Raw genomic sequence first — 19,054 nt, 5'->3', positions numbered from 1 at the left:
ATTTGAAGTATTTAAGGGGTGTCTATAGTGTTATTTGTTGGTGTGATTGAATTGTGTCGAGTACCTCTTGTGCATGACCTTTGACTTTGACTTGACGCCATTCATGGATCAATTCGCCATCAGGGTTGAATAAAAAAGTGCTGCGAACAATACCCATGTATTCGATCCCGAAGTTTTTCTTAGGTTGGTAGACATTAAAGAGGGAACAAAATTGACCTTCAGGGTCTGAGATAAGATCGAAGCTTAATTCTTTTTTAGCCTTAAAGTTGTCATGACGTTTCATGGAATCCATTGATGCGCCATATATAACTGTATTTTGTAATTTGAATTGTGGAGTGAGCTGGCTAAATTCTAGTCCTTCTGTCGTGCAGCCGGGTGTGCTGTCCTTTGGATAAAAATAAATTACGGTGTAATGACCCTTTAAATCCGCCTCAGTTAGATGGATATTTGAGGTTGCTAAGGCCGAAAATTGAGGAAGTTTTGCACCAATCTGAATGCTCATTAACAGCGTTCCTTTAATGAAAGAATTAAATTCAGTATGACGGCTTTTAAAATTGTTGGCAACCGTTATGAGACGAAAATTTAAGGCTTGGAATTAACTGGTTGTATCTCTTTAATATCAGTATTAATTTGTTGAAGTGTCAGGGGGGAAAGGTTAATATTACCTTTTTTATGTTTGCGTTAATTGAATGGAGAAAATCGCCGTGTTTAGAGGCAGTATGGTGGCGTTAGTCACCCCGATGTTAGAGGATGAATCAGTTGATTTTGAATCACTAGCAAGGCTGGTGGAATTTCATATTGAAGCACAAACGGATGCCATTGTTACGATGGGCACTACGGGTGAGTCTGCAACGTTAGATTTTGAGGAGCATTGTGAAGTCGTTCGCTTTGTCGTTGAAAAAGTCAAAGGTCGAATTCCGGTCATAGCTGGGACGGGGGCTAACTCGACAAGTGAAGCTATTCAATTAACGCAGTGTGCTAAAGATGCAGGCGTTGATGCCTGTTTGTTAGTGAGTCCATATTATAATAAGCCAACACAAGAAGGTCTGTTTTTACATCATAAAAAAATCGCTGAAACCGTTGATATTCCTCAGATTTTATATAATGTTCCGGGCCGAACAGCAGTTGATATGCTACCAGAAACAGTGATTAGGCTTTCAAAAATCCCTAATATTATCGGGGTTAAAGAGGCGACGGGAGATATTGGCCGTGTCGCTATAATTAAAGCCGGTGTTGTTGATAGTTTTGACTTATATACGGGTGATGATGCGACAACCGTTGATTTTATTTTAGCGGGTGGACACGGTGGAATTTCAGTCTCTGCGAATATTGTGCCAAAGCAAATACATGATGTTTATGCATTAGCGCTATCGGGTAATGCAGAGCAAGCTTATGCATTGGATGCGCCATTACGAGCCCTGCATCGTGATCTTTTTATAGAATCAAATCCTATACCTGTTAAGTGGGCTGTCGCGAAGATGGGCTTGATGGGGGGAGCTCTGCGTCTACCTTTAACGCCTCTTTCTGAATGTTATCAACCGAAAGTGTTGCAAGCCATGAAAGAAGCTGGTGTAGAAGTTTAATTTTTTTAACACATTAAAAGGTGTCTGGGTTTATGCGTCTAACTGCAAAAACAGTTGTAATTTCTACGTCGTTAATAGCAGCGAGTTTAAGTGGTTGTTCAACAACTACCGCTCTGTTTGGATCTGATCGTGAATATCGTAATAGTGAAGGTAAGGTTGTTCAAAACCTAGAAATGCCACCTAATTTATTTAATCCAGGTAAGGCAAAAAGTAATCTTTCACTGGCTTTGGCTCAAGCTGAACAAGATACACTTGCTCAGCAAGATAGCTACGACCATATTCCAAATTTTAAATCTAATGGAATTTCTATTCAATCGAATTTATCAGAGCGTTGGTTAGAGATTGAATCTGACAATAGTGAAGAAGTTTGGTCAGGCTTAAAGCGCTTCTTTGAATCGGTTGGCTTTACGATTGCTGAAGAACGCAAGGATATCGGGGTGATGAAAACCGCGTATCTGCAACGTTCTGAGTTAGTGCCATTGGATGATGTTGGGCCCCTCACTAGAATGCTAAATAGCTGGCGTCCAGAGCTTGCCGAAGGGGTTTACGACAAGTACGTTGCTAGAGTTGAAACGGATGTGTCGGGCAATAAAACACGCATCTATTTCAGTCATCATATGCTTTTTTCACCGGATGCAAATGAAGCGCGTGACTTAGGCGATCGTTGGAGAATTAAGCCTTATAATCCGGTTATGGAGGCAGAAGCGCTTTACCAAGCAATGGTTTTCTTTGGCTCGACCAGTGAAAAGGCTTTAGCTCAGTTGAAAATCACTGAAAAAATGGTTGAAATCGTTGATGGTGAAGAGTTTAAAGGCCTATCATTAAGGGCTGATATTGATAAGAGTTGGAGTTATATTCAGGCCATGGTATATCGCGCAAATTGGCAGATGGATAAGGTCCGTATTGGTGATCATAAAATGTGGGTTAAGGTGCCTGACAGTGCTAAAAAAGAAGATTCATTTCTGTCTAACTTAGCGTTTTGGAAAGATAAAGGTAAAGCCGATTTACCTGGTATTGTTGAGCTTCAACTAACTCCTTCTAAAATAGATCCTGCTCAAACCATCTTAACGGTCGAAAATACCGAAGGTAATAAGCCGTTAAATGCACAGCAAAGACGCTATGTGTTTGAAAGTCTGGGGTTATTGGCAGAATAATTCAGTCAGACTTAAACGCCCTCTTATTTGAGGGCTTTGTTTTTTGTAAAGGACAAAAACTATGCAGATCATTTGGGGAAATCCCGCTCATTCAGATTACCGTCGCACTCAATTACTTAATAAATTGCAAGCCGTTGGCCGTATCTCAGCAATGCAATCACAATACATTTATTTCATAGGTGTCGATAATGAACTTACCGATACAGAACAATCGCATCTTAAGGTTTTATTAAATAATTCAGAATCTGATCAAACATCCGTTTTGAGTGCGGATTCTTGTATTGTGACTCCTCGCTTAGGAACAATTTCTCCTTGGTCATCCAAAGCAACTGATATCACTCATACCTGTGGTATTGAGCATGTCCACCGTATTGAACGTGGCATTGCTTATTTCTTTGAGGGTGTTTCAGCCATTGATAAGCCAAAGATGGAAGCGTTAGTGCATGATCGCATGATGGAGCAAGTTTTTCATGAAGTGGCTATTCTCGAAGGTCTTTTCTCGCATCAATCACCAAAGCCTTATTCTATTGTTGATGTACTTGGCAGTGGTAAAACTGCACTTAATAAGGCCAATAATGAGATGGGTTTGGCCCTAAGCAGTGATGAAATCGATTATTTGGTCGATGCTTTTAATGGTTTAAAACGTAATCCAGTCGATGCCGAGTTGATGATGTTTGCTCAAGCCAATTCAGAACATTGTCGCCATAAGATTTTTAATGCTGACTGGACGATTGATGGTGTAAATAAACCTTACTCTCTGTTCGGCATGATTCGTAATACCTTCCAAAAGAATCCCGAAGGTGTTTTGTCAGCATACAGTGATAATGCCGCCGTTTTAGAAGGCCCGAACGCCAGCCGTTTTTTCCCGGATCCGGTGACACGTTCTTATGCAGCCCACACCGAAAATGTGCATTTCCAAATAAAAGTAGAAACCCACAACCATCCGACGGCTATTTCGCCATGGCCAGGTGCTGCAACAGGCGCAGGCGGCGAAATTCGGGATGAAGGCGCTACCGGTCGAGGCTCAAAACCTAAGTCTGGTTTGACCGGTTTCACTGTTTCGAATTTAAATATTCCAGGGTTTGAACAGCCTTGGGAGCGTCCTTATGGTAAGCCTGCGCGTATTGTTTCAGCATTGGATATTATGCTTGAAGGCCCTTTAGGTGCGGCTGGTTTTAATAATGAATTTGGTCGTCCTGCAATTAACGGGTATTTTCGTACCTACGAAAACACATACACCACACATGATGGTGAAGAGGTTCGGGGTTATCACAAGCCAATTATGTTGGCAGGCGGTTTAGGGAATATTCGTGAAGAGCACGTCCTAAAAGGTGATATTCCTGTTGGTGCAAAGTTAGTTGTTTTAGGCGGTCCAGCCATGTTAATTGGTTTAGGCGGTAGTGCGGCGTCTTCAATTGACAGTGGTTCAGGTTCTGAAACTCTCGATTTCGCTTCCGTGCAGCGTGAAAACCCTGAGATGGAACGCCGTGCACAAGAAGTCATCGATCGTTGTACTTACTTAGGGAAAGACACACCCATTGCATCAATTCATGATGTGGGTGCAGGGGGGTTATCGAATGCTTTTCCTGAGTTAGTGAATGATGCAGGTAAAGGTGCGATGTTTGATTTGCGTTCTATTCCTAATGATGAACCAGGCATGGCACCGATGGAAATCTGGTGTAATGAATCTCAAGAACGTTATGTTATTGCGATTTTTCCAGATCAAATTGAGCAATTTGAAGCGATCTGCAAACGTGAACGTTGTTTGTATGCAATTGTCGGTGAAGCGACTAAAGCTCAAGAGTTAGTGGTTAATGATACGGTATTTGAAAATAACCCGGTGAATATGCCATTAAACATTTTATTAGGAAAACCTCCTAAAATGCACCGTACGGCAGAATCACGCAAGATACCTCAAGCGGGTTTTGAAACGGCGGTATTGGACTTTGATGATGTAACTGAACGTTTATTGAAGTTACCCACGATTGCTAGCAAGAGCTTTTTGATCACTATTGGTGACCGTTCTATTACTGGAATGGTGACTCGTGATCAAATGGTTGGCCCTTGGCAGGTTCCTGTTGCCAATGCGGGCATCACCTGTTCTGACTATAAAGGTTATACTGGTGAAGCAATGGCCTCTGGTGAGCGTCCCCCTGTTGCCTTGATTAATCCAAAAGCCTCAGCTCGTCTCTCTATTGCCGAAGCTATTACCAATATTGGTTGCGCTAAAATTGCGAAGATGAGTGATATTAAGCTCTCCGCGAACTGGATGGCAGCGGCCGGCCATCCTGGTGAAGATTCAGCTATGTATGACGCAGTTGAAGCCGTTGGTTTGGAGTTATGTCCTCAGCTTGGTATTGCCGTTCCTGTTGGAAAGGATTCAATGTCAATGAAGACGGTTTGGGAAGAAGAGGGTGTCTCAAAAGCCGTTATTTCTCCTATGTCTGTGAACATTACGACGTTTGCACCCGTCGAGGACGTGCGTAAAACAGTGACGCCCCAGTTAAGAACAGATTTGGGTGAGACTGAACTAATGGTCATTGACCTAGGTCACGGTCTAAACCGTGTTGGCGGCAGTTGTCTCGCGCAAGTCTATAATCAAATTGGCGATGTTTCTGCGGATCTAGAAAGTGCTGAAGATTTATTGAATTTATTTAATGCGACTCAGGCGATGATGGCTGACGATTTAATGTTGGCTTATCACGATAGAGCGGATGGTGGCCTGTTGGTCACATTGTTAGAGATGGCGTTTGCAGGTCATTGTGGATTGAATGTTGATGTCTCCAAGTTGGGTGCAGAGCCAATTGCTGCATTATGTGCAGAAGAGATCGGGGTGGTCATTCAGGTAAAAGCAGATGACAAAGTAAAGGTTGAAGCTTTATTAGCCGAGCATGGACTGTCGACCCTTTCGCATTGGATCGGCTCCCCATTAAGCGATGATCAAATCAATATCACCGCACATGGTAATACTTTATTGTCTAAAAATCGTAAATCTCTACAGTCATGGTGGGCTGAAACGTCTTATCGCATGCAAGCTTTACGTGACAATGAAAACTGCGCGCAGCAAGAGTTCGACTCAATACAAAACGATGAACATACTCAGATTGAACCGTTTGTCACTTTTGATCTCAATGAGGATATTACTGCTCATTTCCCTAACAAGAATAAGCCAAAAGTGGCTATCTTACGTGAGCAAGGTGTTAATGGTCAGTTAGAGATGGCGGCTGCATTTGATCAAGCTGGTTTTGATGCAATTGACGTTCACATGACAGATGTTTTGTCTGGTGAAGTCTCTTTTGCAGGGTTTAAAGGCCTTGTTGCATGTGGTGGTTTCTCTTACGGTGATGTCTTAGGTGCTGGCCGTGGTTGGGCCAATTCTATTCTCTTTAACGCTATAGCACGTTCCGAGTTTGAGCAGTTCTTCAATCGAGAAGATACCTTTACATTAGGAGTCTGTAACGGCTGCCAAATGTTGTCCAATCTAAAAGAAATTATTCCTGGTGCCCAAAGCTGGCCTGCATTTGTGCGTAATGAGTCAGAACAGTTTGAAGCGCGTTTTTCTCAGGTAGAAATTCAAAAATCACCTTCCATTCTATTGAAAGGCATGGAAGGTACGCGTATTCCTGTTGCGGTTTCTCATGGCGAGGGGCGTATGGACTTCGGCAAAGGGTCAGCAGCTGATGTAAGCGGTTTAGTAGGATTAACTTATGTTGATTCTGTCGGGCAGCCAACGGAAAGCTATCCATTTAATCCAAACGGAACTGAGAATGGTATGACTGGCCTAACGACACCGGATGGAAGAGTAACGATTATGATGCCGCATCCTGAACGTGTTTTTAGAACGGTTCAGAATTCATGGCATCCTGACGAGTGGCAAGAATATGCTCCCTGGATGCGCCTTTTTAGAAATGCTCGTAAGTGGGTTGGATAAAATAAAATACCAAAAATTATGACTGGGTGAAAGCCAGGTTATAAGCAAATTCTAATAATAGACAAGTTTTCTTTATTTGACTTTAATCTATTTACCCATTAAATTAATACAACTTTTTTAAAAGCCTATGGATTTTGTAGGCAATTTTTAACAACAACGGAGAGACCTATGTCTTTAAATCGTCGCGAATTTCTTCACGTAATGTCAATGGCAGCAGCTGCAGGTATGTTGCCTGGTACTGCGAATGCAATGTCTGGTGGAGTGGATAAAGCTGCTGCCGCAAAAGCATCTGCAGAAATCTATAATAAACCAATGCAAGGTAAGGTTCGTTTACTACACATTACAGATACTCACGCGCAGTTAAACCCTGTCTATTTCCGTGAGCCGAACGTAAATTTAGGAACGGGTCCAGCATTTGGTCAGTTACCTCACGTTGTTGGTCATAAGTTATTGAAGAAAATTGGTGTTGCTGAAAACACGCCTTTAGCGCATGCATTTTCTTACCTAAACTTCCAAGATGCTGCAGAACAGTACGGTAAAGTGGGTGGTTTCGCACATATTAAAACACTATTAGACAAGTTGCGTGAGCAAGCTGGTGGAACTGACAACACCCTGACTATGGATGGTGGCGATTTATGGCACGGTTCAGGTGCTGCGTTATTTACGCGTGGTATGTGCATGGTTGAAGCATCTAATATCTTAGGTGTTGATGTTATGACAGGTCATTGGGAGTTCACGTATAAAGAAGAAGAAGTTTTCAAGAACTTGAACGCGTTTAAAGGTGAATTCCTAGCACAAAACGTTCGTATTAAAGAAGATGCTTTATTCGGTGATGATTACCGTGACTTAGTTGCTCGCAACAACGGTGTTGGTCTTTATGCTGAAGATGAAGCGCGTGCTTTCAAGCCTTATACTATTAAAATTGTTAATGGTGAGCGTATCGCTATTGTGGGTCAAGCATTCCCACGTACTGCGAATGCTAACCCACAAGCTAACTTTCCTGATTGGTCATTTGGTTTGCGCGAAGGTGCACTTCAAGATACCGTTGATAAAATCCGTGAAGAAGAGAAGGTTGCTGCTGTTGTCATGATTTCTCACAATGGTATGGATGTCGATCTTAAGATGGCATCTCGTGTCAGTGGTATCGATGCGATCTTCGGTGGTCATACCCACGATGGTGTTGCTGTAACAACTCCAATTAAAACACCTGCTGGTGGCGTTTGTCACGTAACGAACGCTGGTTCTAACGGTAAGTTCGTTGGTGTTATGGATTTAGATATCCAAAACGGTAAGCTAAGAGGTGTTAACTACAGTTTATTACCAGTATTCTCAAACGTCCTAGCGGCGGATGCTGAGATGGATAGCTTCATCAAGCACCTGTCCACTAAGAAATATGACACTAACATTGTAGAGTCTCGTGACCCTTCACGTGCCTATAATAAAGAGCGTCTAGGTAAATCGTATGGTGAGATTATGGGTGAAGAGCTATCGGTTGCTGAAGATACGCTTTATCGTCGTGGTAACTTCATGGGGACATGGGATCAAATCCTAGTAAACTCTTTACGTGAAGAGCATGATTCGCAAATTGCTATGTCTGCGGGTGTTCGTTGGGGTACTTCGACTCTAGCGGGTGATACAATCACTATGGAACATGTTATGGATCAGACCTCTATGACTTATGGTGAAACGTATAAGTCTGAAATTACGGGTGCTCAAATGAAAGATATTCTAGAAGGTATCTGTGAGAACTTATTCCAGGCAGATCCATACCTACAGTCTGGTGGTGATATGGTGCGTTTGGGTGGTATGGACTATACTTGTGAGCCGAATGGTAAGCTTGGTAGCCGTATTTCAGATATGCGTCTTGATGATGGTACGCCATTAGATGCCAAGAAAACTTACTCTGTCGCAGGTTGGGCACAGGTTGAATCAGTGGGTGATGGTCGTCTTATGTGGGATGTTGCCGCTGATTACCTACGTCGTAACAAGAACGATATGAAGCTTAAGAAGGTTAACCATCCTAAGCTTAAAGGTGTTAAAAACAACCCAGGTATCGAAGCATACCCTGGTGAAATGGCTTAATTTTAAGTCAGTTTGACCTTTAAAAAGAACCCGGCTTATGCCGGGTTTTTTTATGTCTTTTAGAAAGTACTGATCGTTTTACCGATAGTATAAATCAAAAGATTGGTTTTATTTTGACCAGGCCTGGTAGGTTTAATTGAATCTATTGCTAGTTTGGAGTGATTTTAATAAAGCTTTGCAGATGTGGTGAACGGATTTATTGGGACGTTGTAAGGCAAAGTAACGACTTAAATTTAGCACATTTTGTTATTAATCGTATGAGTAACAATGAAACGGCCATTTAAGTCTTGATATTGGATTAAAACAGTTTCATTTAGTCCTGAAGAGATAATCGTGCTAAAGGCCTGCTCCTGACAGTAATTATCAAGCACATAAAGAGTGAAAACATTTTGAAAATTAATGCCGTTCACTCGTCCGCCCCTTTGGGCTATTTCTTCCACTAGATGAGAATAGCTGGATTTAGGATTGTGAGTGACTTGTACAATGATTTGGTTATTTCTTTGAAAGGTCGAAAGCCTTTGAATATCATCAATGACAGAATCTTTGTCGAGTAAATAATGTTTTAAGTTTGTATTCAGGTAATTTAATAGTTGTATCGCGCTATCGTCTGCACTACTGAGCGGACTTTGGACTAACAATGCTGTTAAAAGAGTTGTTCTAAGTAGTTGTTTCATGAGTCTCGATCAGTTATCAATAAATTTCAACTAGACTCATACAATTTATAAAGACAGTGTCTAGTATTAGAGTGCTACTGTATTGGTTGCGATGTTTATAATGTTATTGAATTTTTAAATAAGCAAAACCTTCACTTTGCAGAATGGCAATCTTCGCCACGCCAGACGGGACGAACTGAATGCCTTTATAGACTTTAGATTGCGCTAAACCGACCTCGTTACGTGTTTTATCACATAACTCTACTTTGACACCACGAACTGCAATTAATGACTGTAGACGACCTTTAAGTTCGTTACGGCGTTCTATCAGTTGTTGGTCGGCTTCATAAGGCGTGTCTTTCAGCGCATCATTGGTGGTAAAGCGTAACCCGTAACCGACAAACACTAGGTGTACTTCGGCTTCCATCAATTGTGAATCATAGAAGTCTAGAATATTATTGATGGAGGTTAAGGTTGCCGAATAACGAGTAGGGTCTTTAAAATCAACATGATAAACCACTTTAGCCCCTTCATCGGCCGCCGTCGCATTTAATGGTAGCCAACAAAATGCCGTTATGCAGAGTGCTGTCGCAAAACGCTGTAGTGTGTTTTTCATATTTACTCCTTGAGAGTTACTGGTAATCCGGTGGGTGATTTTACAATATACGGGCAGTTTCTCGAGTGCCTTCAAGGGCTTTAATGGCCTCATTGGCTCGCATAAATAAGGTCTGGCTGTCTTTATCTGCATCACGTAGTTCTGTGATTCCAGCATGGCTGGTTAAGCAGGTAGTGACATCATCCTCCAGCTTAATCGTTTGTGAACGGATGGTTTCTTGAGCCAACTTGGCGATACGGAATGCATCGACCGCTTTTACCTCAGGCAGAACGATCATAAACTGGTCACAACTCAAGCGGCCTACATAGCCAAGCTCTTTGATGACATTTGTAATAGAGTGTGCCGCCGTTAAAATCGCTTTGTCGCCTGCCTCATGTCCATAAGCATCAGTGATTCGTTTGAAGCAGTCTAAATTGATTTTAATCATTGAGAGTGCTTGGTTGTTTAAGCGGGCTTTATTGAGCTCTTCGTCAACTAAACCTAGAAAGAAGTCACGGTTATATAGGTGTGTGAGTGGATCCGTGGAAGAGAGGTGTTCGATCTGTTCTTCCATATGTTTGCGGCTACTAATGTTGATGGCCAGCCAAATTACTGCTGGTTGATCATAGGTACCCGCTTTCACGGGGTAGACACGTGCTTCATACCACTGGCCGCCCATAGGACCTTCAGTGACCCCATCGACTTCATTGTTAGCCAATTGATATTCAATTTCTTGAAGATGGTTTGAGGCAATGGACCTTTGTACTACCTTTAAAAACCGATTCGCCATGCCGTCCGGTAAAACGTCATGGTAGGTTTTACCGATTAAGCCAGAGCCATCGGCATATAAGCTACGTTCTTGCCCACCAATAATATCAAGATAGGTGCCATCTTGCCCCATCACAAAAATTGGATCGGGCATGGCGTTAGCAATAGCTTCTAAATGCGATAAAGTCGTATTGGATTCAGTCATCTTTAGTCCTTCGAAATCGGCTTATATTTAATTCTATGAGGTTGATTTGCATCCGCCCCTTTGCGTTTTTTGTAATCGGTTTCATAGTCAGTGAAATTACCTTCAAACCACTCCACATGAGAATCGCCTTCAAACGCGAGCATATGCGTCGCGATTCTGTCTAAGAACCAACGGTCATGGGAAATGACGACGGCACAACCGGCAAACTCCAGAAGGGCCTCTTCTAATGCACGGAGTGTTTCAATATCTAAATCATTGGTCGGCTCATCTAACAGTAGAAGGTTACCCCCCGTTCTTAAGGTCTTAGCGAGGTGAACTCGGTTGCGCTCTCCACCGGAAAGGGTGCCAATTTTTTTCTGCTGGTCAGCGCCTCTAAAGTTAAAACGACCGCAATAAGCTCGAGAGTTAACCTCAGTGGTTCCGACCATGAAGTTTTCATCTCCACCAGAGATTTCTTGCCACACTGAGTTATTATCGTTCAGCGCATCACGGCTTTGGTCCACATAAGAAAGTTGTACCGTTTCACCAAATTCGATGGTACCTGATGTCGGTTGCTCTTGACCTGTCAGCATTTTAAAGAGCGTGGATTTACCTGCACCATTGGCACCGATAATGCCGACGATTCCACCTTGCGGCAGTCTAAAATTTAAATCATCTATCAAAAGACGGTCGCCGAAAGCTTTAGAGACGTGATTGACTTCAATCACTTTTTCACCCAAACGCTCTGCTACAGGGATGAAAATTTCATTGGTTTCATTCCGTTTTTGATGCTCTTGGCTACTCAATTCTTCAAATCGTGACATACGTGCTTTAGATTTAGCGTGTCGCCCCTTCGCGTTGGATCGAACCCATTCCAACTCACCTTTGATGGTTTTCATGCGTGCTGCTTCGGACTTACCTTCTTGTTCTAGGCGTTTTTCTTTCTGCTCTAGCCACGAAGAGTAATTGCCTTCATAAGGGATACCTTCACCCCGATCTAATTCTAAAATCCATTGAGCCGCATTATCTAAGAAATAACGGTCATGCGTAATCGCCACAACGGTTCCAGGAAAGTCCAGTAGAAAGCGTTCCAACCATGCGATAGATTCGGCATCTAAGTGGTTGGTTGGCTCATCTAATAACAGCATATCAGGCTTTTCTAAGAGCAGTTTGCACAAAGCAACACGGCGGCGCTCACCCCCCGATAAGGTGCTGACATCTGCATCCCATGGTGGTAAACGTAGTGCATCAGCGGCAATGTCCAAAGTACGGTCAATATTGTGGCCATCTTTGGCTTGGATAATGTCTTCGATTTCAGCCTGTTTTTTAGCTAATGCATCAAAATCCGCATCAGGTTCGGCGTAGGCCGCGTACACGCCATCTAGTTCAGCGAGAGCATTTTTTACTTCAAACACAGCTTCTTCAATGTTGCCACGTACATCTTTGGTTTCATCCAGTTGCGGTTCTTGTGAAAGGTAGCCTATTTTGGTACCGGGCTGTGGACGGGCTTCACCGACTATATCTGTATCAAGACCCGCCATGATTTTAAGTAAAGTGGATTTACCTGAACCATTTAAACCTAAGACACCAATTTTTGCACCTGGGAAAAAGGAGAGTGAAATGTCTTTTAAAATGTGGCGGTTGGGTGGAACGACTTTACCTACGCGGTTCATTGTGTAAACAAATTGAGCCATGTAATGATCTCCTAATTAAGCAACTAGATAATAATGTGAGACACTTTACCGAAAAAGCACTAACAGTGAAAGAAGAAACTGGCTTGATTAACCGTTTAATGAGGCTTGAAGTATAAAAAAATCGAATTAATTGGTTTTTAGTTAGAAAGCAGGTAGAATTCTGAACATTAAATTTACTTAATTCAAAGACGGAGAACCGTAATAATGTTTACTAAAGATATGACTATTGCAGGCTATGATGATTTGATTGCAGATGCAATTAAGAACGAAGAGAAGCGTCAAGAATCTCACATTGAGTTAATTGCTTCTGAAAACTACACCAGCCCACGTGTGATGGAAGCACAGGGGTCTTACTTCACGAATAAGTATGCTGAAGGTTATCCTGGAAAGCGTTATTACGGTGGATGTGAGTTTGCAGATGTTGTTGAACAAGCAGCGATTGACCGTGCTAAAGAGTTGTTTGGTGCGGACTATGCAAATGTTCAGCCACACTCTGGTTCTCAAGCAAATGCCGCCGTTTTCATGGCGTTATTAAACCCTGGTGATACGGTTCTTGGAATGAGTCTTGCACATGGTGGACATTTAACACACGGTTCTCACGTGAGTTTCTCTGGGAAAATCTATCATGCTGTTCAGTACGGAATTGATCCTGTTTCAGGGCAGATTGATTATGCAGAAGTTCAAGCAATGGCTGATGAGCATCAGCCTAAAATGATTATTGCTGGTTTCTCTGCCTACTCACAAGTTATTGACTGGGCTAAATTCCGTGAAATTGCAGATTCTGTCGGCGCATATTTGTTTGTCGATATGGCTCATGTTGCCGGTTTAATTGCAGGTGGACAGTATCCTAACCCATTACCGCATGCTCACGTTGTTACGACCACAACGCATAAAACATTACGTGGCCCGCGTGGTGGTTTAATCCTATGTAAGTCAAATCCTGATTTGGAAAAGAAATTAAACTCTGCTATCTTTCCGGGTGGACAAGGTGGGCCTTTAGTTCATGTGATCGCAGCAAAAGCGGTTGCATTTAAAGAGTGTTTAGAGCCTTCTTGGACCACCTATTGTAAGGATGTGATTGTCAATGCTAAAGCGATGGCTGAAGTCTTTATGTCTCGTGGTTGTGATGTGGTTTCGGGTGGTACAGAGAACCATCTGTTCCTTGTAAGCCTCATTGAAAAAGGGCTAACAGGTAAGTTGGTCGATGCCGCTTTAGATTCAGCGCATATTACGGTCAACAAAAATTCAGTGCCTAATGATCCAATGTCCCCATTTGTAACCAGTGGTATTCGTGTCGGAACGCCAGCGGCAACTTCACGAGGGTTTAATGTAACAGACTGTACCAACCTGGCAACTTGGATGTGTGATGTTATCGATGCTTGTGATCAAGAGACAACCTCTTGGGACGAAGCCGTTGTAGCTGACGTTCGTGCAAAAGTTTCGGCGTTATGTGAAGAGAAGCCTGTCTATAGATAAGGCTGAATAACTGAGCAAAACAGTCAGTTATCTTCTTGCATGATATAATGTTCGTGTAGTTGCTAAAAAAACCACCAGGTCTGGTGGTTTTTTAGTATTTAAAATTGGCTAATTTATAAGAGAAAACGTCTAAAATTGATGCTTTAAATAATTCGTTATAATGCGTTCACTCAAGCTGATTTTAAATACAATCAGGCCGGTTGAGAGGGGCATTATTGTACTATTTAGCGTAAAAACGATTCAGATAACAACGGAGCTCTATATTCATGCATTGTCCATTTTGTAATACACCTGAAACGAAAGTGGTCGATTCAAGGTTGGCGACCGAAGGTGTTCAGGTCAGGCGTCGTCGTGAGTGCATGCAATGCGGTGAACGTTACACAACCTACGAATCAGCAGAACTGTCATTGCCAAGAGTCGTTAAAAGTGACGGAAATCGTGAACGTTTTGACGAAAATAAGATACGTCGTGGATTGATTAAAGCTCTTGAAAAACGTCCAGTGGCCAGTGAATCGATCGATTTTGTCGCGAGTCAGATCACTAAACGTTTAATGTCTGAAGGCGTGCGTGAAATACCCTCCCATCAATTAGGGGAGTGGGTCATGGATGCCTTACGTGATTTAGATCAAGTCGCCTACGTACGTTTTGCTTCAGTGTATCGTTCTTTCCAGGATGTGAATGCCTTTCGAGAAGAGATCGAAAAGCTGGTTCATGCAACGTCCTCTAAATAATATTCAATTAGGCGAAAACTATTAAAATTAGTTTATCTAACGAACAGGCTATGCGCCCCTCACACTTTTCGGGTGTAGATGTTGAGCATATGCAAAGAGCGATTGAATTGGCCGATAAAGGACGCTACTCGACCAAGCCTAATCCTGCGGTGGGCTGTGTGTTAGTCAAGGATGGCCAAGTAGTTGGGGAGGGTTGGCACCAACAAGCTGGCTTGCCTCATGCCGAACGAATTGCGCTCGCTCAAGCGGGTGAGTTAGCTTCCGGCGCAACGGCTTATGTCACTTTGGAACCTTGTTCGCACACTGGGCGCACACCACCGTGTGCAGATGGTTTAGTTGAGGCGGGGGTTGCCAAAGTGTTTGTGGCCATGTTGGACCCGAATCCTTTGGTGGCTGGTAAAGGCATTTATAAATTGACCCAAGCGAATATCATCGTAAAAATTGGTTTGTTAGAAGATCAGGCAAAACAACTTAATCCAGGGTTTATCAGAAAAATGCAAAATAAATTACCGTTTGTTCGTTTGAAAATGGCCAGTAGTTTGGATGGTCGTACGGCAATGGCCGATGGTGAGAGTCAGTGGATTACCGGTGAAGAGGCTCGCATTGAAGTGCATAAGATGCGCGCTCGTAGTGGTGCTTTGCTAACAGGGATTGGTACGGTTTTGGCTGATGATCCTAGCCTGACGGTTAGATTGCCTGCCGAAACCTTGGCAGAAATGAATTTAACCTCTGAAAGTTGCCAACCTCTTCGTGTGGTATTAGATCCATATTTGAGCATGCCGTTGGAATCCAAGATGTTCGACCTTTCGGGCCGCATCATTATCATGACGTCTAGAGATTCGGTTAAGGCTAACCCTGAATTAGTGGAGCTGTTTCAGGCTAAAAAGGTTGAGTTAGTCGCCGTGGCCGCTGAGGATGGGCGTTTAGACATTCGTTCCATTTTAAATTATCTGGCAGAAGAAGAGAACGTTAATGAGGTGATGGTTGAGTCAGGTGCGATTGTTGCAGGCGCTTTTATAGAATCAGGTCTCGTCAATGAACTTTACTGCTTTGTGGCCCCAAGTTTATTAGGTCATCTAGCAAAGCCAATGTTTGTTTTGCCAAGTGTTGAGCATATGGCAGATAAAATTCAATTACAAATAGGCTCAGTTGAAACGTTTGGTGAAGATATTTGTATCATTTCAAAACCCATTGTAGTGAGGAATTAAATGTTTACTGGAATCATTGAATCACAGGGTGTGCTTGAAGAAATAGCCTCTCAAAATGGTGACTGGAAAGTTACGATTCAGACTGGAAAGCTGGATATGTCGGATGTCAAAGTTGGTGACAGTATCGCCACCAATGGAATTTGTCTAACGGCCATTGAAATCATGAAAAACCGCTATGTCGCAGATGTTTCGGGGGAAACAATGCGTGTCACCACCGCTGCAGATTGGCAGGTGGGTACGCGGGTCAACTTAGAGAAAGCCTTACGGTTACAGGATCGTTTAGGTGGCCATTTGGTCAGTGGACATGTGGATGGTGTGGGGACGATTCGCCAAATTTCTCAAGAGGCACGCTCATGGCGTTATGAGGTTGAAGCACCACTTGAGCTGTGTAAGTATATTGCTGCTAAGGGGTCTATTTGTATCAATGGTATTAGCTTAACGGTCAATCAGGTTGATGGGGCTGTTTTTGGCATTAATATCGTGCCACACACGCGTCAGGAAACGACAATTAAAGAATTAAAAGTTGGGAGTAAGGTCAATCTTGAAGTGGATTTGCTGGCACGTTATCTTGAGCGAATGATGTCGGCACCGCAAACCAAGGAGGAATCAAACATTACCCCTGAATTTCTCGCTCAAAAGGGATTTATATAAAAATGCAGTTAAATACAATTGAAGAACTGATTGAAGATTACAAGCAAGGCAAGATGGTCATTTTGATGGATGATGAAGACCGTGAGAATGAAGGGGACCTATTAATCCCTTCTTCAATGGTGACGGCAGCAGACATTAATTTTATGGCGCGTTACGGCCGTGGATTGATCTGCTTAACCATGACGCGTGAGCGTTGTCATCAATTGCATTTACCTTTAATGGTCAAGGATAACTCAGATCCTCATGGCACACCCTTTACGGTCTCTATTGAAGCCGCAGAAGGGGTGACCACGGGTATTTCTGCGGCAGATCGTGCCGTTACCGTAAGAGCGGCAGTGGCTGATAACGCAGGGCCTGCTGATATTGTCACACCAGGTCATATTTTCCCATTAATGGCGCAGCCAGGTGGTGTTTTAACCCGAGCAGGACATACAGAAGCGGGTTGTGATTTGGCACGTTTAGCAGGAATGGAAGCCTCATCGGTGATTGTCGAAATCATGAATGAAGATGGTTCAATGGCACGCCGAGATGATTTAGAAGAATATGCGCAATTGCATAAGTTAAAGATCGGGACGATTGCTGATCTGATTGAGTATCGTTTACAAAATGAGAAAACCATTGAGCGTGTATCAGAGTGCAAGTTGCCGACAGAATTTGGCGATTTTAAATTAATGGGCTATCAAGATATCCTTGAGCATAAAGCACATTTTGCCTTAGTATTTGGGTCGCTACAATCTGAAACACCGACCGTGGTTCGTGTTCATATGTTGGATACATTATGCGATGTATTCGGTTCAAATCGCCCAGAGTGCGGTTGGCCTTTGCGTTCCGCGATGAAGCAGATTGCTGAAGCCGGTTCTGGGGTGATTGTGGTATTGCGTAAACGTGAAGAGGCCTCCGAATTATTGGATAAGATTCAAGCTTTCCAAATGAAGGATTTAGGCGTTCATGTACCGGATACGGCATATGACGATGATACTAAGACATATGGTTTAGGCGCACAAATCTTGTCAGATCTCGGCTTGAAAAAATTGAAGGTTATTGGTTCGTCTTTAAAAATGAACGCTCTAAGTGGGTTTGGCCTAGAAATTTCAGAAATAATTCCTAAAAAAGATTGATTTCAGTCTATCGAGGGCGAGAATCAACTCTCCTTTGAAATTGAAAATATGGCACAATAACGACATTCAAAATTAAAATTTAACCAGATAAAAGAGAACGCTAAAATGAATACAGTTGAAGGGAACTTAACCGCGCAAGGAATGAAGGTTGGTCTAGTGGTCGGGCGCTTTAATAGCTTTATTGTGGATCATTTAGTCAATGGTGCGATTGATACAATTGTGCGTCACGGTGGTGATGCCGATAATATCGTTAAAGTGATGGTGCCGGGTGCTTTCGAAATTCCTTTAGCCGTTCAAAAAATGGCACAATCAGGTAAATATGATGCAATTATCGCATTAGGTGCCGTGATTCGTGGCGGTACACCACACTTTGATTATGTTGCTGGAGAGTGTGTTAAGGGAATTGGTCAGGTTCAATTGAATACGGGTGTTCCAGTCGCTTTTGGTGTATTGACGGTGGACAGTATCGAACAAGCGATTGAGCGAGCAGGCACTAAAGCGGGCAATAAAGGCGAAGAATGTACCTTAGCCGCCATTGAGATGGTTAACGTAATGAAGCAACTTTAATGAGAACTCTAAAAGATATTCAGCCTGGCCAAGGTGAAGAAATTATTGAAGTAGAAGGGCAAGTTACCCCTCGTACTCAGTCGCGTCGTGTTGCTGTGCAAGCACTTTATGTTTGGGAAATGACAAATAATGATATCAATCTCATTATCAAAAACTTTAGTGAAGATGGTCTTTTGATAGATTTGGATTTAGATCTATTTAAAGAGCTTCTAACAAATGTCATAACAGATGTCGCGGGTTTGGATACATTGTATTCAGATCTGCTAGACCGATCGGTTAATATGATCGATCCGATTGAACGCGCGATTATGCGTATTGGGGTTTATGAGTTACAGTCAAAACAGCAAATTCCATATAAGGTCGTCATTAACGAATGCGTCGAACTTGCGAAGCGATTTGGTGCAGAAGAAGGTCATAAATTTGTGAACGGTATTTTGGATAAAGTGGCTAAAAAATTACGTCCGCTTGAGTTGAATGCATCCTAAATTGCACAGAGCATAAGAATGAAGTCCTTATTTTAATGTGAGCGGCTACTTTTTCATTGCATGCTTGAGTTGTCTGTATTATTTGAAATGGCCCTGTAGAAATTCTACAGGGCTTTTTTTGTTTGTTAAGAGTATTTTACCTAATTTTAGGTTTATGCTCATCGGTGTTCGAGA

At 42.6% G+C, this 19,054-nt stretch carries 16 protein-coding genes; 11 read left to right on the top strand and 5 right to left on the bottom strand.

All coding sequences use genetic code 11. The features are described 5' to 3' along the window. Window positions 1-22: 22 nt before the first annotated feature. Window positions 23-502, bottom strand: coding sequence for a peroxiredoxin (locus F612_RS0103760; protein ID WP_019556415.1), 480 nt, complete (start codon window positions 500-502; stop codon window positions 23-25). A gap of 202 nt (window positions 503-704) precedes the next feature. Here F612_RS0103760 and dapA point away from each other — a divergent pair, with 202 nt between their 5' ends. From dapA to soxB, 4 genes are all read left to right on the top strand, one after another. Then, window positions 705-1,583 carry a 4-hydroxy-tetrahydrodipicolinate synthase gene (gene dapA, locus F612_RS0103755; protein WP_456119695.1) on the top strand — a complete coding sequence of 293 codons (879 nt, stop codon included), beginning with the start codon at window positions 705-707 and terminating at the stop codon, window positions 1,581-1,583. Window positions 1,584-1,615: 32 nt separating this feature from the next. Continuing rightward, a complete protein-coding gene (locus tag F612_RS0103750) occupies window positions 1,616-2,737 on the top strand; it encodes an outer membrane protein assembly factor BamC (protein WP_019556413.1) in 1,122 nt (373 codons plus the stop codon). A gap of 61 nt (window positions 2,738-2,798) precedes the next feature. Next, complete coding sequence (gene purL / locus F612_RS0103745; RefSeq protein WP_019556412.1) at window positions 2,799-6,668, top strand: phosphoribosylformylglycinamidine synthase; 3,870 nt, start codon at window positions 2,799-2,801, stop codon at window positions 6,666-6,668. A gap of 168 nt (window positions 6,669-6,836) precedes the next feature. After that, window positions 6,837-8,750 carry a thiosulfohydrolase SoxB gene (soxB, locus tag F612_RS0103740; protein WP_019556411.1) on the top strand — a complete coding sequence of 638 codons (1,914 nt, stop codon included), beginning with the start codon at window positions 6,837-6,839 and terminating at the stop codon, window positions 8,748-8,750. 233 nt (window positions 8,751-8,983) lie between these two features. Here the strand turns inward: soxB and F612_RS0103735 are convergent, their stop codons facing one another. The 4 genes from F612_RS0103735 to ettA form a co-directional block, all read right to left on the bottom strand. After that, the gene (locus F612_RS0103735) at window positions 8,984-9,424 is read right to left on the bottom strand and encodes a hypothetical protein (RefSeq protein WP_019556410.1); all 441 of its coding nucleotides are present in this window, start codon (window positions 9,422-9,424) and stop codon (window positions 8,984-8,986) included. A gap of 103 nt (window positions 9,425-9,527) precedes the next feature. After that, on the bottom strand, window positions 9,528-10,019 hold the full coding sequence (locus tag F612_RS0103730; protein ID WP_019556409.1) for a DsrE family protein: 492 nt from the start codon (window positions 10,017-10,019) through the stop codon (window positions 9,528-9,530). Between the two features lie 40 nt (window positions 10,020-10,059). Further along, on the bottom strand, window positions 10,060-10,971 hold the full coding sequence (locus F612_RS0103725; protein WP_019556408.1) for a GGDEF domain-containing protein: 912 nt from the start codon (window positions 10,969-10,971) through the stop codon (window positions 10,060-10,062). Between the two features lie 2 nt (window positions 10,972-10,973). Beyond that, a complete protein-coding gene (gene ettA, locus F612_RS0103720) occupies window positions 10,974-12,644 on the bottom strand; it encodes an energy-dependent translational throttle protein EttA (RefSeq protein ID WP_019556407.1) in 1,671 nt (556 codons plus the stop codon). Between the two features lie 204 nt (window positions 12,645-12,848). Here ettA and glyA point away from each other — a divergent pair, with 204 nt between their 5' ends. From glyA to nusB, 7 genes are all read left to right on the top strand, one after another. Next, window positions 12,849-14,120 carry a serine hydroxymethyltransferase gene (gene glyA, locus F612_RS0103715; protein ID WP_019556406.1) on the top strand — a complete coding sequence of 424 codons (1,272 nt, stop codon included), beginning with the start codon at window positions 12,849-12,851 and terminating at the stop codon, window positions 14,118-14,120. Window positions 14,121-14,386: 266 nt separating this feature from the next. After that, entirely contained in the window at window positions 14,387-14,851 is a 465-nt protein-coding gene (nrdR, locus tag F612_RS0103710) for a transcriptional regulator NrdR (protein WP_019556405.1), read from the top strand. A 50-nt stretch (window positions 14,852-14,901) separates the two neighbouring features. Beyond that, window positions 14,902-16,059, top strand: coding sequence for a bifunctional diaminohydroxyphosphoribosylaminopyrimidine deaminase/5-amino-6-(5-phosphoribosylamino)uracil reductase RibD (gene ribD / locus F612_RS0103705; protein WP_019556404.1), 1,158 nt, complete (start codon window positions 14,902-14,904; stop codon window positions 16,057-16,059). Beyond that, window positions 16,060-16,710, top strand: a complete 651-nt coding sequence (locus F612_RS0103700) for a riboflavin synthase (RefSeq protein WP_019556403.1) — start codon at window positions 16,060-16,062, stop codon at window positions 16,708-16,710. Between the two features lie 2 nt (window positions 16,711-16,712). Continuing rightward, window positions 16,713-17,828, top strand: a complete 1,116-nt coding sequence (gene ribBA, locus F612_RS0103695) for a bifunctional 3,4-dihydroxy-2-butanone-4-phosphate synthase/GTP cyclohydrolase II (protein ID WP_019556402.1) — start codon at window positions 16,713-16,715, stop codon at window positions 17,826-17,828. Between the two features lie 105 nt (window positions 17,829-17,933). Further along, the gene (gene ribH, locus F612_RS0103690) at window positions 17,934-18,395 is read left to right on the top strand and encodes a 6,7-dimethyl-8-ribityllumazine synthase (RefSeq protein WP_019556401.1); all 462 of its coding nucleotides are present in this window, start codon (window positions 17,934-17,936) and stop codon (window positions 18,393-18,395) included. Continuing rightward, on the top strand, window positions 18,395-18,880 hold the full coding sequence (gene nusB, locus F612_RS0103685; protein ID WP_019556400.1) for a transcription antitermination factor NusB: 486 nt from the start codon (window positions 18,395-18,397) through the stop codon (window positions 18,878-18,880). The genes ribH and nusB overlap by 1 nt, the downstream gene beginning before the upstream one ends. Window positions 18,881-19,054: the final 174 nt, after the last annotated feature.

Source organism: Thiomicrorhabdus arctica DSM 13458, assembly GCF_000381085.1.
Lineage (GTDB): Bacteria > Pseudomonadota > Gammaproteobacteria > Thiomicrospirales > Thiomicrospiraceae > Thiomicrorhabdus > Thiomicrorhabdus arctica.
This window is presented reverse-complemented; position numbering and strand designations above follow the sequence as displayed.

Excerpts from the sequence above, each read along its gene's own strand:
- F612_RS0103735 (WP_019556410.1), bottom strand. The coding sequence starts at position 9,424 with ATGAAACAACTACTTAGAACAACTCTTTTAACAGCATTGTTAGTCCAA.
- F612_RS0103730 (WP_019556409.1), bottom strand. The coding sequence starts at position 10,019 with ATGAAAAACACACTACAGCGTTTTGCGACAGCACTCTGCATAACGGCA.
- ettA (WP_019556407.1), bottom strand. The coding sequence starts at position 12,644 with ATGGCTCAATTTGTTTACACAATGAACCGCGTAGGTAAAGTCGTTCCA.
- F612_RS0103760 (WP_019556415.1), bottom strand. The coding sequence starts at position 502 with ATGAGCATTCAGATTGGTGCAAAACTTCCTCAATTTTCGGCCTTAGCA.
- ribD (WP_019556404.1), top strand. The coding sequence starts at position 14,902 with ATGCGCCCCTCACACTTTTCGGGTGTAGATGTTGAGCATATGCAAAGA.
- soxB (WP_019556411.1), top strand. The coding sequence starts at position 6,837 with ATGTCTTTAAATCGTCGCGAATTTCTTCACGTAATGTCAATGGCAGCA.
- ribH (WP_019556401.1), top strand. The coding sequence starts at position 17,934 with ATGAATACAGTTGAAGGGAACTTAACCGCGCAAGGAATGAAGGTTGGT.
- nrdR (WP_019556405.1), top strand. The coding sequence starts at position 14,387 with ATGCATTGTCCATTTTGTAATACACCTGAAACGAAAGTGGTCGATTCA.
- purL (WP_019556412.1), top strand. The coding sequence starts at position 2,799 with ATGCAGATCATTTGGGGAAATCCCGCTCATTCAGATTACCGTCGCACT.
- ribBA (WP_019556402.1), top strand. The coding sequence starts at position 16,713 with ATGCAGTTAAATACAATTGAAGAACTGATTGAAGATTACAAGCAAGGC.
- F612_RS0103700 (WP_019556403.1), top strand. The coding sequence starts at position 16,060 with ATGTTTACTGGAATCATTGAATCACAGGGTGTGCTTGAAGAAATAGCC.
- F612_RS0103750 (WP_019556413.1), top strand. The coding sequence starts at position 1,616 with ATGCGTCTAACTGCAAAAACAGTTGTAATTTCTACGTCGTTAATAGCA.
- glyA (WP_019556406.1), top strand. The coding sequence starts at position 12,849 with ATGTTTACTAAAGATATGACTATTGCAGGCTATGATGATTTGATTGCA.
- nusB (WP_019556400.1), top strand. The coding sequence starts at position 18,395 with ATGAGAACTCTAAAAGATATTCAGCCTGGCCAAGGTGAAGAAATTATT.
- F612_RS0103725 (WP_019556408.1), bottom strand. The coding sequence starts at position 10,971 with ATGACTGAATCCAATACGACTTTATCGCATTTAGAAGCTATTGCTAAC.